Raw genomic sequence first — 16,733 nt, 5'->3', positions numbered from 1 at the left:
GCCCCCCATCCACCCCCCGGGTTACCGGATCTGATTGCGATTTCAGAGGATTGGGTCGCGGGCGTTCCGCGTGCGCGACAAACTGGGTGACCGGCAAGGGCGTCGACCACCGGGGGAGGAGTGATCGTGGCCAAGACACCTGGCCGGGACCAGCGTGGTCCGATGGAGCGTCTGGTGCGGATCGCCGCGACCCTCCGCGAGCGCGGCACCGTCGGGGAGACCGGCGACCGGCTCGCCGAGATCGCGGGCTTCGACGGTGAGCGGGCGATGGACCAGCTCAAGCGCGACATCCGATCGCTGACCGACCAGGGCTGGCAGATCGAGAACATCGCAGGCCCCGGAGAGCCGGCGCGCTACCGGATGCGCACCGTCGACAACCGGCTGCGGGTCCGACTGACGCCGCCCCAGCAACGCGCCCTCCAGCGGGCCGTCCTCCTTGCCGATCGCCAGGACCTGATCGACCGCCTCGGGCTCGGCGACCGCGCTGAGCCGGGACCGACCCCCGAAGCCGGCGTCGTGGCCGGTGTCCCCACCACCGGCCACGACGCCTCCCTGGCCACCGTGCTGCGGGCCGTCCGGCTCGGCAGCGTCTTGCGCTTCAGCTACAAGGGGGCCCCACGCGTCGTGCACCCGGAGTCGGTCCGCTCGCAGAACGGCACCTGGTACCTGCGGGGCCAGGAGGACGGCGCCGAGCCCGACGCGCCGGTCAAGGCGTTCGTGGTCGCCCGGATGAGCGCGATCGCCGCCGACGCCCCGCGCACCGCGCGGCCCGTCCGCGCGGCGCGGCACCCCGGTCTCCACCCGATGAGCTGGGAGATCGACCCTCCGGTCGAGGTCACCCTGCGCACCTCGGTCGACCACGCGCCCGACGTCCGACGCTGGCTCGGTCGGCCCGCCGCCGAGGAGGCCGACGGGGACGAGGTCACGATGCGCTACGTGGTGACCCACCGGGCCGCCCTGCGGGCCCGGCTCTACGAGCTCGGCCGGCGCGTCGTACTGCTCGGGCCTGAGGAGGTCCGCCGTGAGCTGATCGCCGAGCTCCGCGAGCTGAAGGGAGGGGACTGACATGTCCACGCCGAGGTACGCCGCCCGGTTCGCGCGCCTGCCCGCCGTGCTCGAGCTGCTGCTCGCGCATCCCGACGGGGTGTCGCTCGCCGTCCTGGCCGAGGAGACCGGGATCCCGGCCGCGGAGCTGAGCGAGGACCTGCTCGCCTTCTACACCGCCGACCCGCTCGAGAACGACCGGATGCTCGGGCTGTGGCGCCCGCCCGTCATCGAGTTCCTCGGCCCTGACGGCGACTCCGACGTCGACCCGGGGGAGGCCGAGGTGGTGCGCGCGGTCAGCGACCGGCCGACCGAGGAGCTCGGCGTCGAGTACGTCGACGCGTCCGAGCTCGCGCTCGTCCACACCGCGGCGGTCGCGCTGCTCGAGGCCGAGGACGACGCCGACCTGAGCGCCGCCGTCGACGTCCTCACCGAGACGCTGGTCGGCGAGGTCGCCAGCCACCCCCAACGGCCGGCGTGGAACGAGCCCCTGCGGCCGCTCCAGGAGGCGCAGCGCCACCGGCGCGCCGTACGGATCGTCTACTCCCGGACCTGGCAGCACGGCGTCTCGACCCGCACCATCCACCCCTACCGGTTGGTGCAGACCCGGCGCGGCTGGGAGGTCGACGCCGGACCGCCCGACTCGGCCGGCCGGCTGCGGACCTTCCTGCTGTCGGGGATCCGCGAGGTCGAGAGCCTCGAGCAGGACTTCGCCCTGCCGGCGGATCTGCCCGCGATGCTCGACGCCCAGCGGGCGACGACCACCGTGCGCGTCGTCCTGCCGCACGGGTCGAGGTGGGCCGCCGACATGTATGCCGAGACGGTCACCGTCGTCCGGGCCGACGAGGACGACGTCGAGCTCGCCCTCGAGCTCCTCCCGCCCCTCGCCGACCGCGTCGGCATGCTCCTCCTCGCCGCCGGCGCCGGCGCGTTCGTCCTCGATCCCCCCGACCTCGACCACGCCGGCGCCGTCCTCGCCGAGGAGCTTCTCCTCCACCACTCCCTCCACCCCCACCCCTGACGAGCCCGCACACTTCGGTCGCCGAGCCCGCACACTTCGGTCGCCGAACCCGCACACTTCGGTCGCCGAACCCGCACACTTCGGTCGCCGAACCGTGCGGGTTGGTGGGTCGAACCGTGCGGGTTGGTGGGTCGAACCGTGCGGGTTGGTGGGTCGAACCGTGCGGGTTCGTGGGTCGAACCGTGCGGGTTCGTGGGTAGGGTCGGGGCATGAGCGCTCCGTCGACCCCATCCCGGCCGTCCGAGACTGTCCTCGCCGATCCGGCGGCCACCGTGCAGGCGTTCTTCGCGGCGCTGACGGACCGGGCGGTCCCACAGGCGCTGGCGCTGACCGAGCCGGGGATCGTGTGGCGCAACTCAGGGCTGCCGACGCTCAAGGGCAAGATGGTGGGGCGGGCGCTCAAGGGGATCGACCGGGACTGGATGGGGTTCCGAGCCGACTTCCACCACATCGTCGCTGATGGTGACGTCGTCCTGACCGAGCGCACCGACTACCTGCGGCTGGGGCCGCTCGAGATCGACTTCTGGGTGTGCGGCACGTTCCGGCTCGAGAACGACCGGATCGTCCTGTGGCACGACTACTTCAGCTGGACCAACGTCGCCGGCGGGCTCGTGCGCGGGCTCGTCCGGATGGCCCGCGGCCGCTGATCGTCAACCGGCTTCGCCGAGCGCCTTCTCGTTGCTGAGCCGTGCGCGGTCGGCAGCGCGCAGTCCCTCCCGTGCGGCCTGGGGCGCGTCGTTGACCGAGGTACGACGGTCGGCCGTCCAGGTGCCGCGGATGTTGTTGCGCCGCAGCGCCTCCTTGAAGAAGTCGTGGACGTCGAGCTCCTTCTGGCGCACCGCCAGCGCGGTCTCGGTCGACGCGGCTGGAGCCGCCTTGTCGGCCACCGCGCCGGCAGCGGCGAGCGCCGCCCGGCGCGCCTCGTCGAGCCGCTCGCCGATCCGCGAGGCGTAGGCCTCGTAGAACGCCAGCCGGGTCGTGATCGTCGCGACCGGCCGGGCGACGTAGCGGCGGCGGGAGGAGTCCCACACCGTTCGCTCGTCCCGGACCCCCGAGGCCAGGTGGCGCTCGCAGTCGGCGACCATCTGCACGAGCAGCGACTCGTAGATCGCCTTGGTGACGGCGATGTCGCTCGGGAAGCCGTGGAGGGTCACCGCCGTCGAGTCGTGGCTGATCGTGCAGCGCAGGTCGTTGGCGTGGGCGATGTTGAGGAGCAGCCGGACGTAGCGGGCCAGGCCGCGCTTGCCGCGCGCGCCGATCCGGTAGTTCTCCGCCACCGGCTCCTCGCGACCCTCCTCCTGGGCGGTGTGGGCGCGGGCCACCGCGAGGGCGACCGAGTGGCGCGTCGCGAGCGCCTGGGCCTTGGAGAGGAACGCCGCGCGCTCGTGCTCGTTGGTGGCCCGCTCGGCCTGGCGCAGCAGCTTGGCGAGCTTGGCCAGGGTGCCGTCGTCGACGGTGTGGGCGACCTGCCCGAGGCCCTCGGCGGCGTAGGCGAGCTGGAGCAGCTGGGCGGTCACCGGTAGGCCGACGTCCTCCAGCAAGCGGAGGAACGTCGCGCGCCAGGCCGCCGTGTGCAGGGCCTCGCCGGAGAGGTGGTGCGTCAGCTCGTGGAGGACGACGGTCGCCCGCAGCGCCCACCGGCCGCCGACCTCGAACGGCGGCAGCGCGATCGTCCCGGTGGCGGGCTCGTAGACCGCCATCCGCGCTCCCGCACGGGGCCGTACGACGACGGTCTGCTGCTCACGGCCGTCGTAGTCCTTGGCGTCGGCCCGAAGACGGGCGAGCACCGTGTCGACGTACGTCGCCGCCGACGCCGGCTCGGTGAACCGCAGGTCGGGCCCCGGCTCGTAGGTCTGTCCGTCGACCGTGATCGTCGGTCGGTCCGGAGTGACGGAGTCGAGCCAGGCCGCGAGCCGGTCCTCGGCGGCGTAGACCGCACGCTGGTCGGGATCCCTGGTCATGCCGCGAGTCTGCCGGACGGCACCGACGATCCGGCGACGGCGCCCTGGTGCTGGGGACGACGTCAGGCGTCGTCCGGCACCGGGACGGCAGGCGGCTCGTAGAGCAGCCGTTCCCGTTCGGCGGCGAGCACCTGCCGGCCGATCTCGGCATCGGCGGGATCGGCCGAGTAGGCAGTCTCGGCGGCCGCGTCGGCGGTCGCACTCACCTCCGCGAACTCCTCGAACAGCCGCCGCTTGCCGGCGAGGAGCTCGTGGATCCGTTCGTCGACGGTGTCCTCGGAGAGCAGCCGGTGCACCTGGACCGACTGCAGCTGGCCCATCCGGTGGGCGCGGGCGATAGCCTGCGCCTCGAGCGCCGGGTTGAGCTGGGGCTCGCAGAGGATGACGACCGAGGCGGCCTGGATGTTGAGCCCGATCCCCCCGGTGGTGATCTGGGCCAGCAGGGCCGCGCCCTCCTCGGCCGCCGAGAAGTCGTCGACGAGCTGCTGGCGCGCCGTCGCCGCGACCGAGCCGTCGAGGGGCCCGAAGACGGGTCCGTCGAGCACGGCCCGGACGGCGGCGAGCACGTCGTGGAAGTACGAGTAGATGAGGACCCGCCGGTCGTTGTCCTCGGCCTCCTCGACGATCTCGACGAGCCGCGCGAGCTTGGGGGAGTCCAGGCCCTGACCCATCGCCGCGCGCCGGACCTGCATCAGGTTGCCCGCCTCGACGGCGGCCCGGTACGGCGCGATGTCCTGCGCGCCGAGCGGCAGCCACTCCTCGACCTCGACCAGGCCGGGGAGCTCGGTGAGGACGTCCTCCTGGTTCCGGCGCAGGTACGCCGGCGCGACCGCCCGCCGGAACAGCCGCGGTGCGAGCTCCTCGGCCCCGTCGAGCAGCTCGGGCTGCACGTAGGAGATGAGGGTGCGGAACTCGCCGACGTGGTTCTCCATCGGCGTCCCCGTCATGAGGATCGCCCGGTCGACGGCACCGACGAGGGCCGCCGTCCGCCGGGACCGCTGGGCCTCGGGGTTCTTCACGTACTGCGCCTCGTCGACGACGACGCACGCGATCGTCGGACCGGACGCCCAGGCGCCCGACTCCGTCCAGGTGGTGTCGTACGTCGTCACGGCCACCCCGCCGTCGCGCGCCCACGCGGCGGCGGCGTCCTGCCAGCCGTCGCCGTGGATGCGGTACGCCTGGAGCGTCGTCCGTGCCGTGATCTCGCGGAGCCAGTTGACGAGGACGCCGGGCGGGCAGACCACGAGGAAGTGGGTGGCGCCGGTCGCCCAGAGGTGGGCCAGGACCGCGAGCGCCTCGATGGTCTTGCCGAGCCCCATCTCGTCGCCGAGGACGATCTTGCGCTGCACGAGCGCGAAGCGCGCCGCGAAGGCCTGGTAGCCGCGGAGGGAGACGGTGAGCGCCTCGGTCCGGAGCACCTGCTCGCGCACCTTCTCGACGAGGCCGGGGGCGAGGTCGCCGTGACTGGTCTCGTCCTCGTCGGTGAGGAACCCGAGCTCGGCGAGCATGGCGAAGTAGTCGGACGGGCGGGAGGCGAGGTCGGCAGCGGGATCTGCGATCGGCCCGCGCGGCACGGTCGCGGCGACGACGTCGGCCCGGTGCACGACCGCCGCAATCGCGTCGGCGAGCGCTGCGGCCGGCACCGCCCGGGTCGGTACGACGAGCAGCAGGTCGACCCGGTCGCCGGCCACCGCGGCCAGCGCCCGGAGCTCGTCGGGGACGGCGAGGCCGGCGGCCGCGCCCCGCAGCCGTCGTACGCCGTCCCACCCGGCGAGGGTGGCGACCACCGCCTCGGAGGTCGGGTCGAACGTGCCGCCGAGCCGGACGGGCTGCTCGTCCTCGGTGATCCTGGCCAGCGTCGTCGCGGCGTCGAGGAGGTGGGTGCGGTACGTCGTACCGATTCCGGCCAGTCGAGCGAGGTCGTGGCGACGGTCGAGGACCGCCTGGACCGACATGATGCCGGCGGCGGCCAGCGGCGCGAGCCGGAGCGACTCGGTGGTCGCCTCCTTGAGGGTGGCGAGCGGCATCGCCGACAGCGCGGCGCGGACGGCCGGCGCGCGGTACTCGTCGACGGCCCGGTGGACCAGGTCCCGCGCCGGCCGCTCGGCCTCGACGGCAGCGCGGAGCTCGGCGATGGCGCGCGGGAGCTCACCGAAGCGGACGGGGTCCAGGACGGCCGGCGCTCCGGGGGCCCCGAGGGCGCCGGCGAGGTCGAGCCGGGGGTCGGTCAGGTCGGTGACGCCCCCCGGTTCCAGTTCTCCGAGCTCGCCCGTCGGGCGAGCCAGCCGCTCGAGGTGGGTCGTCACGCCGGCCTGGAGGCCCCAGGCGAAGAGCTGCTGCAGGTAGGTCGCGTGGGGGCGCGCCTCCTCGCGGCGGCGCCGGCCCGCGAACGCCCACCGGACGGGGGAGAGGACGCGGACCCCGGCGAGTGCGGCGACCGCCGGCCCGGTGAGCTGGTCGAGGGCAGCGCTCTCCTGCGCGTCGGCGCGGGGCAGGTCGGCGCGATCGACGAGCGCTCGGAGGAGTGCCGCTCCCTGGGTGCGGTCGAGAGGCGCGACCTGCCACGCGACCGGACCGGCCCGGGTGACGGGGACGGCGGTGGCGAACGCGTCGGTGAGCAGGCGTCGTACGACGTCGTGAGTGGCGACGTGCCAAACCCGAACCTGCCTGGCCTGCTCCACCCAGGTGGCGACGGCCCGGGCAGCGTCGCGCGCCTCGCGTCGTTCGTTCTTGTCCATCGGGTCCCATCTTGGTGGTCCGGAGGCCTGCGGTTCCACCGCTGATCCCTGGTGTCCTGGTCCCTTCGAACTACAGTCCGGGACCTGACGGCCCGACCTGGTGCCAGCGCATTCTCCGGGAGTGGTGGAGCCGCTAGGTTTCCACCAACAGCTGGGGAGGGCTTGGGTCAGTGGGGACTTGGGGAGAGGCGTACCTCACCCGCCTGCGCGGTTGCGCGGGCCGGGAGGGGCGCGAGTTCGGGGACATCAGTGAGCGTGACCGGGCTGTGCGGCTCGTGGAGGGCGAGGCGCGGACGGTCGAGGAAGGGTTCGGTTGCGGGGACCTCGTGCTGGAGTCGGCGAGCCGGGTGCAGACCCGCGACCCGTGGCAGGCCCCGGCCTGGCTGGTCGGCGGCGACCCGGCGAGGCCCCGGTGGGAGGCGCTGCCGCAGATGGCGGCGTACGTCGAGCTCCTGCGCGCCGGTTATCCCGCGGGCGCGCTGCGTTTCGCGACGACCGACGGCGAGCTGCGGCTCGACCTGGCGGCGGTCAACGAGGAGGGTCAGGTGCTCGTCCTCGGGGTCGCCCGGCCGGAGCCGCTCCAGCTCTCCAAGCTCGAGGCGCTGGTCGGCACGTTCGAGAGCGACGGCGGGCGGCCGGCCCGGGGCGCTCCGGGCCGCGATGCCCAGCAGCTCGCCCATCAGCTCTGGTCGACGCGGTCGCCGTACCTCTGGCTGGTGGCGGCGGGCGCCCGGCGCGCGTTCCGCGTCCGCTACGGCCGTACCCTCACGCTGATGCCGGTCAAGGACCTGCCGTCGGCCGAGGAGCTGTGGCCGTTCGGGTTCCTCGGGCCGACGCCGCGGATCGCGGTCCAAGGCTCGGAGTCCGTCGCGGGCTGATGCCCGGGCGAAACCTGCCGGAAAAATAGGAACGCCCGCAGGCGTCTCGGGTCACCTGCGGGCGTTGGCTCAAGTATGCACCGGATGAACTGCACGTGAACCCCGGCGCGGCCACCTGTTGGAAAGTTTTTGCCAAACCGGTCCGGTGGGCGGGTGGTCAGCCCTCGCAGCCGACGAGCTCCTCGCCGCGCACGCACTCGTCGCGCCCGGCGCCACCCTCCAGCCGGTCGCGTCCGATGCCGCCGTGCAGCGCGTCGTCGCCGGCGCCGCCGTAGAGGTCGTCGTCGTCCTGCCCGCCGTCGAGGAAGTCGCGTCCCCCGCCGCCGTAGACGCTGTCGTCGCCGACCCCGCCGAAGACCACGTCGTTGCCGCCCGCGCCGAAGAAGCGGTCGTCGCCGGGGCCGCCGGTCGCGTGGAGCCGGCCCGCGCCGACCGCGACGTCGTCCTCGTCGTCGTTGCCGCGGTAGTCGACCCAGATCGGCCAGCGGTCCCGGTTGCCGGACGACAGGAAGGTGTAGGCATCGATGCCCCGGACGACGCCCGCGCCCGCAGCGCCCTGGGTGCCGAAGGCGCCCGACCGCCGGTCGACCGCGAGCCGGAGGTTGCGGACGGTGTCGCGAGCGAGGACGACGAGGACGTCGAGGGAGTCGTCGGCCAGACCGGGCTTGCTGCCCAGCACCTTCATCGTGTTGGTCCCGGAGCCGTCACCGTTGATCACCAGCTCGACGTGATCGACGTCGTCGCCGCCGAACACCTGGTCGCCCGCGCCGCCGAACACCAGGATCTGGTCGTTGCCGGCACCGCCGTAGGCGACGTCGGCACCACCGCCGGTCGAGATCACGTCGCGGCCGGACCCGCCGTAGATCTCGTCGTCGCCCGGCCCGGCGCAGATGACGTCCTCGGTGCCCTTGCCGTGGATCTCGTCGTCGCCCGCGCCCGCGAAGATGACGTCCTGGCCGAACGTCCCGCGGATGACGTCGTCGCCGTCCGTGCCGACGTGCGTCGCCCGGTCCATGTCGGCGCACGCTCCCGCCGGGTCCTCTCCGCCCAGCAGCGGCGGCGACGCTGCGTCCGCTCGAAGGGGTAGGGCGAGCGCGCCCACGACGAGTACGAACGCCGTGGCACCGACCGGCTTGAGAGATCGCATGAAGGCAGTCTCGTCATGCGGCAGCGGTAGCGGAAGTGCGCGTGTGAGGATGTCGCGTCGTTGAGAGGAAGGGGCGGCGGTGGACGAGACGCGGCCGGGAGCGACGGAGCAGGACGGCTCCTACGGACGATTCGCACGGCGTGACGAGGACGCGACGCCGCGACTCCGTGACCGCGTGGACGAGGCCCTCACCCACGCGGTGATGATCGGGCTCGCCGTCGCGGTCCTGGGCGGCATCATCGGATTCCTGGTCTGGGGACGTAACAGCGGTGCGGAGTTGCCGGTCGATCACGCCCAGCTCGCTGCCGACGAGCTGCGAGCGGGTGACTGCGTCCTCGTTCCCGAGGACCAGCCGGTCCTCTCCCGCGTCGAGCTGGTGCCCTGTGAGGAGACCCACGACGCGCGGGTGTTCGCGGCGTTCGAGGTCGCCGACGACGTGCTCGGCCAGCAGGCGATCCAGTCGTTCGGAGCTCGGGGCTGCCACGAGCGCCGGTCCGCAGCGCGCGCGCTGGCCCGACGGGGGGAGGCGTGGCAGGCGTCGATGCTGACGTCCGCGCCCAGTGGCGCGCTCGCCGACGAGGACGACCGTCTCGTCGTCTGCCTGATGCTGCTGACCGACCTCGGCACCTGAGGCGGGCGCAGGTGCCCCGCCCGGGAACGAGGAAGCCCCTCCCGGTCGGAACCGGGAGGGGCTGTCGGTACGCCATCAGGGACTCGAACCCCGAACCCGCTGATTAAGAGTCAGCTGCTCTGCCAATTGAGCTAATGGCGCTCGGCTCAACAGGAACCCCGGGCGTGCCTTGGACCTGCGAAGCGACACCTAGATTACAGCGATCGGCCGCTGGGATGAAATCGAGGTCGCCCTGAGCGGCTCCGGTCAGGGCGGCGCCGGTCAGGGTGGCGGTGGGGTGGTGGTGGCGCGGACGGTGATCAGGCCGTCGATCCGGACCACCTTGCCGGTCGTCACGCTGGTGACGGTGAGGGTGCCCGTACGGACGGCGCCGGCGGGCAGCAGCAGGACCCGTTGGTGAGCGACCGCGGGCTTGTCGAGGGCGATCCGGGCGAGCTTGACCCCGTCGAGCGCGAGCTCGACGACCCCGCAGCCGGGGCAGACCGTGGCGAGGACGCCGACCTGCGCGAACGTCGTCGCCGGCCGCCGCAGCCTCTGGCCGGTCGCGGAGGTCTGGGTCGCCGTCTCGAGCCAGAACGTCGTACCGGTGAGGCGGGTCCAGGAGGCGGTGGTGGTCGCGATCGCCCGGTCGTCGAACGGGCGGGACGTGCACCGCGGAGGCGACCACGCGGAGGAGCCGCCGGCGAGGTCGGTCGCCCGGACCGAGACGCACTGGGTCTCTCCGGCCGCAAGGGCGGGCAGCTTGACCCTCGGCCCGGGCAGGTCGTCCCAGCCAGCCGGGAACGACCAGTCCACGACGGACCCGTCGGCGCGCGCCCGCCACAGCTTCGCCTGGTGGGTCTCCACACCTGACCCGACGTCGGCCGCCTTCCACGCGATGGTCGGTGTGGTGAGCGAGATCTTGGCGAGCCCGGGGGTGGTCACGGTCGGCGCAGCGGAATCGATGGTCCAGCGGTAGGTGATCGTCGGCCCCAGCCGACCGTCCGGCGTCTGGGGGAACACGACGAACTGGTGGGGACCGTCGGCGAGCGGCTCGTACCACGGCTCGTAGCAGGTGGTGGGGGCGCTGTTGTCGAGGGAGCACCGGAACCCGGGATAGGCGAAGCCGGCGGGGTCGGTCGCGTCCATCGTGAAGCCGGCGAAGACGTCGCTGGTGAGAGTGCCCTCCGGACCAGGGGTGGCGGAGAAGGACGTCACGGTCGGGACGCCCGCGTCGACGCACCAGGCGCGGACGACGGCGTCGTAGGCGACGTAGTCCGTGCTCCCTGTCGCCGTCCACCTGTTCAGGTTCGGGTACGACGCGAACACCGAGTCCGGGCTGCCGCCGTGGAGGACCCGTTTGCCGGTCGGGCAGGTGACCGACGCCTGCCAGGAGAACTCCTCCGGCTGGTGGTACTCCACCTTGACGTATCCCGGCACCGCGGCCGGGTCCACGCAGTAGACCTCGACGGCCAGCAGGGCGTTCTTCACCGAGTTCGAGCCCTCGGCGTGCCACGACCGTCCGTCCGGTCCGGCCCCGTTGACCGAGAGGGTGCGCGTGTTGACATTGCTCCAGCTCGCGCCTCCGGTCAGGACCACCTCGCCCTCGTTGAGGCACGAGACGGTCGCTCCTGCGGTGTTGTACTGGCCGGTCGCCGGGACCTGCACGAAGTTGTGGCTCATCGGCGGCAGGTCACTGGTGAGCACGCACTCCGCGACGACCCAGGCGTCGCCGTGGAACTGCGAGGTGTTCTCGAAGGTGACGAACCAGGAGGAGCCGGCCCCGTCGTCGAAGCGGTACTCGTCCCCGCGCCGGACCCGGGAGTGGATCGGCAGCTCCAGCCCGCCGGTGATGGCGGTGTAGCCGCTCGGGCAGAACTCCCGGATCGAGTAGTAGCCGTAGGGATCGACATGGACGTAGTCGCGCACGCGCACCCAGTGCCACGGTGCCGGCGCGGCGGCAGCCGACGGGGTCGGGAGCGTCGGCATCACGAGCGTGGTGAGGGCGAGGAGCAGTCCGCCGAGAGCCGTGATCCACTTGTTCCGCATGATGCCCCCAAGGGCCAGTGGCGATGCTCCGACCAACGTACGACCGATGCGCCGTCAGCGCATCGGCATTACGGATGAGGACCCGGTTCGCTCAGCGGGACTCGAGCACGGCCTGGGCCGCGTTGTGGCCGGCGATCCCCGAGACCGCGCCGCCGCGCCGTGCGCCGGAGCCGCACAGCAACACGGACTCGTGGCTGGTCTGGACACCCCAGCGCTCGGCGGGCGTCGACAGACGGGTGCGGTCCGAGGTCCACGGCCACTCGAGGTCGCCGTGGAAGATGTGGCCGCCAGGCATCGCGAGGTCGCGCTCGATGTCCTGCGGGATCTTGGCCTCGATGCAGAGGTTGCCGTCGGCGTCGCGGGCGACGCACGACTCGATCGGCTCGACCAGGTGCTCGTCGAGCGAGGCGATCGCCCGGCGCAGTGCCTCGGCACGGGTCGCCTCGGGGTCCTCTGCGAACAGTGACGCCGGCGTGTGCAGGCCGAAGTAGGTCAGGGTGTGGGTGCCGGGCGGCACGTCGCCGAGGATGCTCGGGTCGGTGAGGGAGTGGCAGTAGACCTCGCCCGGTATCGGGTCGGGCAGCTGGCCGGCCGCGGCGGCGCCGTACGCCGACAACAGCTCGCCGTAGCCCTCACCCAGGTGGAGGGTGCCGGCGAAGGCGACCTCCGGGTCGAGGCCCGACTTGAGCTGCGGGAGCCGGTCGAGGAGGAAGTTGACCTTGAGCTGGGCGCCCTCGGGCTTCGTCGACTCGTCGTGCGGCTCGCCGAGCAGCAGGCCGAGCACCCAAGGCGCGACGTTGGCGAGGACCGTCCCGGCCGTCAGCCCGCGCTCGGAGCGACCGTCGTGCCACGTGATCTCGGCGCCGTCGGCGCCGGGGCGGATCCACCGCACGCCGGCGCCCGTGACGATCTCGGCGCCCGCGTCGAGTGCGGCCTTCGTGAGCGCCTCGGTGACCGCGCCCATGCCGCCGACCGGCACCCGCCACTCACCGGTGCCGTTGCCGATGAGGTGGTAGAGGAAGCAGCGGTTCTGGATGAGCGAGGGGTCGTGGAGCGACGCGAAGGTGCCGATGAGCGCATCGGTCGCGACGACCCCGCGGACCGTGTCGTCGGCGAACCGTCGCTCGATCGTCTCGCCGAGCGGCGAGGCCACGACGTCGTTCCACGTCGTCGGGCTGACCTGGGACCGGATGGCGCTCGCCCGGGGGAGCGGCTGCAGGAGGGTCGGGGCGACGGCCCACCCGAGGTGCGCGACGTCGGTGTAGAAGGTGCGCCACGCCTCGTACTCCGTGTCGGACCCGGTGAGGGCTCGGAACGACTCGCGGGTCGCCTCGCCCTCGACCCGCTCGACGAGCAGGCCGGTGGCCCGGCCGTCGCGGACGACCGGGGTGTAGGAAGCGGTCCGGCGCGAGACCAGGCTGATGTCGAGCCCGAGGTCCTGCACGACCTGGTCGGGCAGCAGCGAGACCAGGTAGGAGTACCGGGAGAGCCGGGTCGGGTGACCGCTGAACGCCTCGGCGCTGATCGCGGCGCCGCCGACGTGGCCGAGGCGCTCGAGGACGCCCACCGACAGGCCCGCGCGGGCGAGGTAGGCGGCAGCCGTGAGCCCGTTGTGTCCGCCGCCGACGATGGCGACGTCATACGCACTCCGAGTGGTCACTCTCCGACCCTAGCCGGGAACGACGACGTGATCCGAGGCGGTTCGAGGAAGGGCGCGGAATAGGACGGACCAGGGTATAGTTGACTTGGCAACCAAATGTACCCAACCCTCTGGGAGGTGGGCGAGATGCCCGCGATCACCGTCGATGACCTCACCGTGCTGCCCCGGCTGAAGGCGCCCGCCCTCGGCGACCAGCCGCGCCCCGTCTGGGAGGTCACCACAGCTCCCCAGGGGTATGAGGGCGAGGGCTTCCCGGTCCGCCGGGCGTTCGCCGGGATCGACATGCGGCGGCTCGACCCGTTCATCATGATGGACCAGATGGGCGAGGTGGAGTACGCGCCGGGCGAGCCCAAGGGCACCCCGTGGCACCCGCACCGCGGCTTCGAGACGGTCACCTACATCATCGACGGCGTCATGGACCACCAGGACTCCCACGGCGGTGGCGGCACCATCACCAACGGGGACACCCAGTGGATGACGGCCGGCAGCGGCCTGCTCCACATCGAGGCGCCGCCGGAGTGGCTGGTCCAGCAGGGCGGCCTCTTCCACGGCATCCAGCTGTGGGTGAACCTGCCCCGCGACGCCAAGCGCAACGACCCCCGCTACCAGGACATCCGGTCCGGGCAGGTGGCCCTGCTGACGACCCCGGACGCCGGGGCGCTGGTCCGGGTCATCGCGGGCGCGGTCGACGGTCACCAGGGCCCGGGATCCACCTTCACCCCGATGTCCCTCGTCCACGCGACGATCGAGCCGGGGGCTCGGCTCGACCTGCCGTGGCAGGTGGACCACAACGCACTCGTCTACGTCCTCAACGGCAAGGGCACCGTCGGCGCCGGGCTCGACGCCGGCCGGCCGATCCGGACCGGCCAGACCGCGGTCCTCGGCGCAGGTGACTACCTGACGATCGACGCGGACGGCAGCCAGGAGAGCCGGTCGCCCAAGCTCGACGTGATCGTCGTCGGCGGGCAGCCGATCAACGAGCCGATCGCCTGGGCCGGACCGTTCGTCATGAACACCAAGGCCGAGGTCATGGAGGCCTACACCGACTTCGAGAAGGGTCGCTTCGGCCACATCCCCGTGTGAGTCCTAGAGTCCCGAGCATGGCTCGGCTCTACCGCGACTCCTTCGGCATCCCGCACCTGCGCGCCGGCTCCGTCCTCGACCTCGCCCACGCGCAAGGGCGGGTCGCCGTCGCCGACCGGGCGTGGCAGCTGGAGTGGCTGCGCCGGCGGGCCGAGGGGACCACGGCCGAGGTCGTCGGCCAGGTCGGCGTCTCGTGGGACCGGTTCTCCCGGCGGATGCGGACGGTCGAGACCGCGCAGCGGGCGTTCGCTGCCTGCACCGAGGAGACCCAGGCGTTCGTGACGTCGTACGTCGACGGGGTCAACGCCGGTCTCGCCGGCCTCGACCCGACGACGGTCCCCGAGCTCGCGGACCTGGGGCTGGCGCCGGGGGAGTGGGCGCCGTGGACGCCGCTGGCGACCTTCCTCGCCCAGCACCTGCTCTTCGCCAACATCGGCGGGCTGCTGTGGAAGCGGCTCGCGGTCGAGGTCCTCGGCGACGACGTACGGTTCCTCTCCCACCAGGACCCGACCGCGTCGGGCAGCAACGCCTGGGCCGCGGCCGGTGGTCGTACGACGAGCGGCCTGCCCCTCATCGGCGGCGACCCGCACCGGATCATCGAGCAGCCCGGCGTCTATCAGCAGGTCCGGCTCGTGTGTGAGGACCCGGCGGACCCGTTCGACGTCGTCGGCTACACGTTCGTCGGCGTACCGGGGGTCCAGCACTTCGCCCACGCGGGCGAGGTGGCGTGGGCGATCACCAACGCGTGCGCCGACTACCAGGACGTGGTGGACGACGACGGGTCCGAGGTCGTCGAGCGGCACCTCGAGACGATCGAGGTCCGCGACGGTGAGCCGGTCGAGATCGAGGTCGTGCAGACCGCGCGGGGACTGGTCTTCGAGGACGGCCTGGCGGTGCGGACGTCGTCGTGGGAGCTCGGCGACCTCGGCTTCGACGCGATCCTCGGCCTGCTGCGGGCTCGGACCGTCGACGACGTCGACCGGGCGCTCGACTCCTGGGTCGAGCCGGTCAACAACGCGGTCGTCGCCGACCGGGCCGGGGTCGTGCGCTACCGGATCGCCGGCAAGGTCCCGGTCCGCGACGAGCACGGTGCCTGGACCGGCTGGGTGCTGGAGCCCAACCGGGCGGACGTCCCGGCCGATGGCCACGTCGTCACCGCCAACGAGCGGCGTGGACCCGAGTCCGACGCGATCGGCACCGTCTTCGCTGCGCCGTACCGCGCGGACCGGCTGCACGCGCTGCTCGACGGACGTACCGACCTCGACCGCGACGCGTTCGCGTCCTTCCACAACGACGCGTTGCTGGCGACCGTGCCGATGGTGACGGCGCTGGTGCCCGGTGCGTTCGACGGCTTCGACGGCGTGATGGACGCCGGTTCGGCGCAGGCCGCTCGCTATGCCGCGTTCCGCTCGGCACTCGTCCGGCGGCTCTGTGACGAGCCGGTGTTCGCCGGTCTGTTCGCTCCGCCCGCGGGCCACGAGCACGAGGAGATCTTCGCGCCCTGGCTCAACGCGACCTACCGGATCGGGCTCGCCCTGCCGCGGCTGGCCAACGAGAACCTCGCCGGGCACCGGCCGTTCGGGGTCGACCTGGTCGCGCTGGCCGAGGCGGCGCTCGCCGAGGTCGACGCCGGGATCGCCGCGGCGAGGGACGACGTGCCGACCTGGGGCGAAACGCACCTCACCGACCCGGTCCACTGGTTCGGCCTGCTCACCGACAAGGACTACGACGACCTGCCGCGGCTGCCGCTGTCCGGCGACGCCGACTGCGTGCGCTGCTGCGTGTCCTACCCGGCGATCTCCGACGAGTGCAGCCGCGGGTCGGTGGCCCGCTACGTGTGGGACCTGGCCGATCGGAACGCCGGCGGCTGGGTCGTCCCGGTCGGCGCGAGCGGCCTCCCGGGCACCCCGCACCACCACGACCAGCTCGCCCTGTGGGCGGCGGGTGGGCTCGCCCCGATCGTGACCGACTGGGACGAGCTCGTCGAGGAGCAGTCGTCCGAGTGAGAGTGACCTATCGGTCACCCTGGTTCGGACGACCCAGCGTCTTTTCGAAGAAGTGGGTGGCGTGCGGGTCGCTGCCCTCGTAGCGGTCGATGCGCCGATAGCCCGCGCGGTCGTACATCGTGATCGCCTCGGCCAGCGCCTCGTTGGTGTCGAGCACCAGCCGTCGCGCTCCGAGCTCTGCGGCGAGCGCCTCGAGGTGGCGCAGCATCCGTGACCCGAGACCGGCTCCGCGCCAGTCCGGGTGGACCCACATCCGCTTCAGCTCGGTCGTGGTGGCGTCCAGGGAAGTGGGCCGTAGCCCGCCGTACGCGACGGGCTCCCCGTCGATCGTCGCGAGCACGTACGTCGACCCCGGCTCGGCCGCGACCGGACCGGACTTCGTGTAGCCGTGGGCGAAGCGCGCGTCGATCTCGGCGAAGTAGCTGGCAAGGGCGTGCTGCGCGCCGGCGTGCTCGTCCGGGGAGACCACGCTGAGCTCGACCGCCGCAGCGCGGCTGCGGCGGTCGTCGGTCATGCCAGGAATCTAGACGACCGCG

13 protein-coding genes and 1 tRNA gene are annotated in these 16,733 nt (G+C 72.8%); 7 read left to right on the top strand and 7 right to left on the bottom strand.

Annotated elements, in window-relative coordinates:
• Window positions 1–126 precede the first annotated feature (126 nt).
• From H0487_RS05715 to H0487_RS05705, 3 genes are all read left to right on the top strand, one after another.
• Complete coding sequence (locus tag H0487_RS05715; protein WP_183093262.1) at window positions 127–1,065, top strand: helix-turn-helix transcriptional regulator; 939 nt, start codon at window positions 127–129, stop codon at window positions 1,063–1,065.
• Between the two features lies 1 nt (window position 1,066).
• Window positions 1,067–2,065, top strand: a complete 999-nt coding sequence (locus tag H0487_RS05710; protein WP_183093261.1) for a WYL domain-containing protein — start codon at window positions 1,067–1,069, stop codon at window positions 2,063–2,065.
• Window positions 2,066–2,274: 209 nt separating this feature from the next.
• Window positions 2,275–2,712: a limonene-1,2-epoxide hydrolase family protein gene (locus tag H0487_RS05705; RefSeq protein ID WP_183093260.1), complete on the top strand. Its 438-nt coding sequence runs from the start codon at window positions 2,275–2,277 to the stop codon at window positions 2,710–2,712.
• A gap of 3 nt (window positions 2,713–2,715) precedes the next feature.
• Here H0487_RS05705 and H0487_RS05700 read toward each other — a convergent pair whose 3' ends face one another.
• Window positions 2,716–4,026 (bottom strand): DUF2786 domain-containing protein, encoded by a 1,311-nt coding sequence (locus H0487_RS05700; RefSeq protein WP_220793110.1) that lies wholly within the window; start codon window positions 4,024–4,026, stop codon window positions 2,716–2,718.
• A gap of 62 nt (window positions 4,027–4,088) precedes the next feature.
• Window positions 4,089–6,764 carry a DEAD/DEAH box helicase gene (locus H0487_RS05695; RefSeq protein WP_183093259.1) on the bottom strand — a complete coding sequence of 892 codons (2,676 nt, stop codon included), beginning with the start codon at window positions 6,762–6,764 and terminating at the stop codon, window positions 4,089–4,091.
• Between the two features lie 170 nt (window positions 6,765–6,934).
• Between H0487_RS05695 and H0487_RS05690 the strand changes: the two genes are divergently transcribed.
• Entirely contained in the window at window positions 6,935–7,642 is a 708-nt protein-coding gene (locus H0487_RS05690) for a hypothetical protein (RefSeq protein WP_183093258.1), read from the top strand.
• Between the two features lie 157 nt (window positions 7,643–7,799).
• On the opposite strand, the gene H0487_RS05685 is transcribed toward H0487_RS05690, so the two are convergent.
• Window positions 7,800–8,789 carry a calcium-binding protein gene (locus tag H0487_RS05685; RefSeq protein ID WP_183093257.1) on the bottom strand — a complete coding sequence of 330 codons (990 nt, stop codon included), beginning with the start codon at window positions 8,787–8,789 and terminating at the stop codon, window positions 7,800–7,802.
• 79 nt (window positions 8,790–8,868) lie between these two features.
• Here H0487_RS05685 and H0487_RS05680 point away from each other — a divergent pair, with 79 nt between their 5' ends.
• Window positions 8,869–9,420 carry a hypothetical protein gene (locus H0487_RS05680; protein ID WP_183093256.1) on the top strand — a complete coding sequence of 184 codons (552 nt, stop codon included), beginning with the start codon at window positions 8,869–8,871 and terminating at the stop codon, window positions 9,418–9,420.
• 68 nt (window positions 9,421–9,488) lie between these two features.
• Here H0487_RS05680 and H0487_RS05675 read toward each other — a convergent pair.
• From H0487_RS05675 to H0487_RS05665, 3 genes are all read right to left on the bottom strand, one after another.
• Window positions 9,489–9,561 (bottom strand) — tRNA-Lys (locus H0487_RS05675).
• A gap of 120 nt (window positions 9,562–9,681) precedes the next feature.
• On the bottom strand, window positions 9,682–11,448 hold the full coding sequence (locus H0487_RS05670) for a hypothetical protein (protein WP_183093255.1): 1,767 nt from the start codon (window positions 11,446–11,448) through the stop codon (window positions 9,682–9,684).
• 91 nt (window positions 11,449–11,539) lie between these two features.
• A complete protein-coding gene (locus H0487_RS05665; RefSeq protein WP_183093254.1) occupies window positions 11,540–13,108 on the bottom strand; it encodes a phytoene desaturase family protein in 1,569 nt (522 codons plus the stop codon).
• 126 nt (window positions 13,109–13,234) lie between these two features.
• On the opposite strand from H0487_RS05665, the gene H0487_RS05660 reads away from it, so the two are divergent.
• Window positions 13,235–14,191, top strand: a complete 957-nt coding sequence (locus H0487_RS05660) for a pirin family protein (protein WP_183093253.1) — start codon at window positions 13,235–13,237, stop codon at window positions 14,189–14,191.
• Window positions 14,192–14,208: 17 nt separating this feature from the next.
• Window positions 14,209–16,197: a penicillin acylase family protein gene (locus H0487_RS05655; RefSeq protein ID WP_183093252.1), complete on the top strand. Its 1,989-nt coding sequence runs from the start codon at window positions 14,209–14,211 to the stop codon at window positions 16,195–16,197.
• Window positions 16,198–16,204: 7 nt separating this feature from the next.
• Here H0487_RS05655 and H0487_RS05650 read toward each other — a convergent pair whose 3' ends face one another.
• A complete protein-coding gene (locus H0487_RS05650) occupies window positions 16,205–16,711 on the bottom strand; it encodes a GNAT family N-acetyltransferase (RefSeq protein ID WP_183093251.1) in 507 nt (168 codons plus the stop codon).
• Between the last annotated feature and the right edge of the window lie 22 nt (window positions 16,712–16,733).

Origin of the sequence: Nocardioides stalactiti (genome assembly GCF_014180715.1) — a bacterium.
Taxonomy (GTDB): Bacteria; Actinomycetota; Actinomycetes; order Propionibacteriales; family Nocardioidaceae; genus Nocardioides; species Nocardioides stalactiti.
This window is presented reverse-complemented; position numbering and strand designations above follow the sequence as displayed.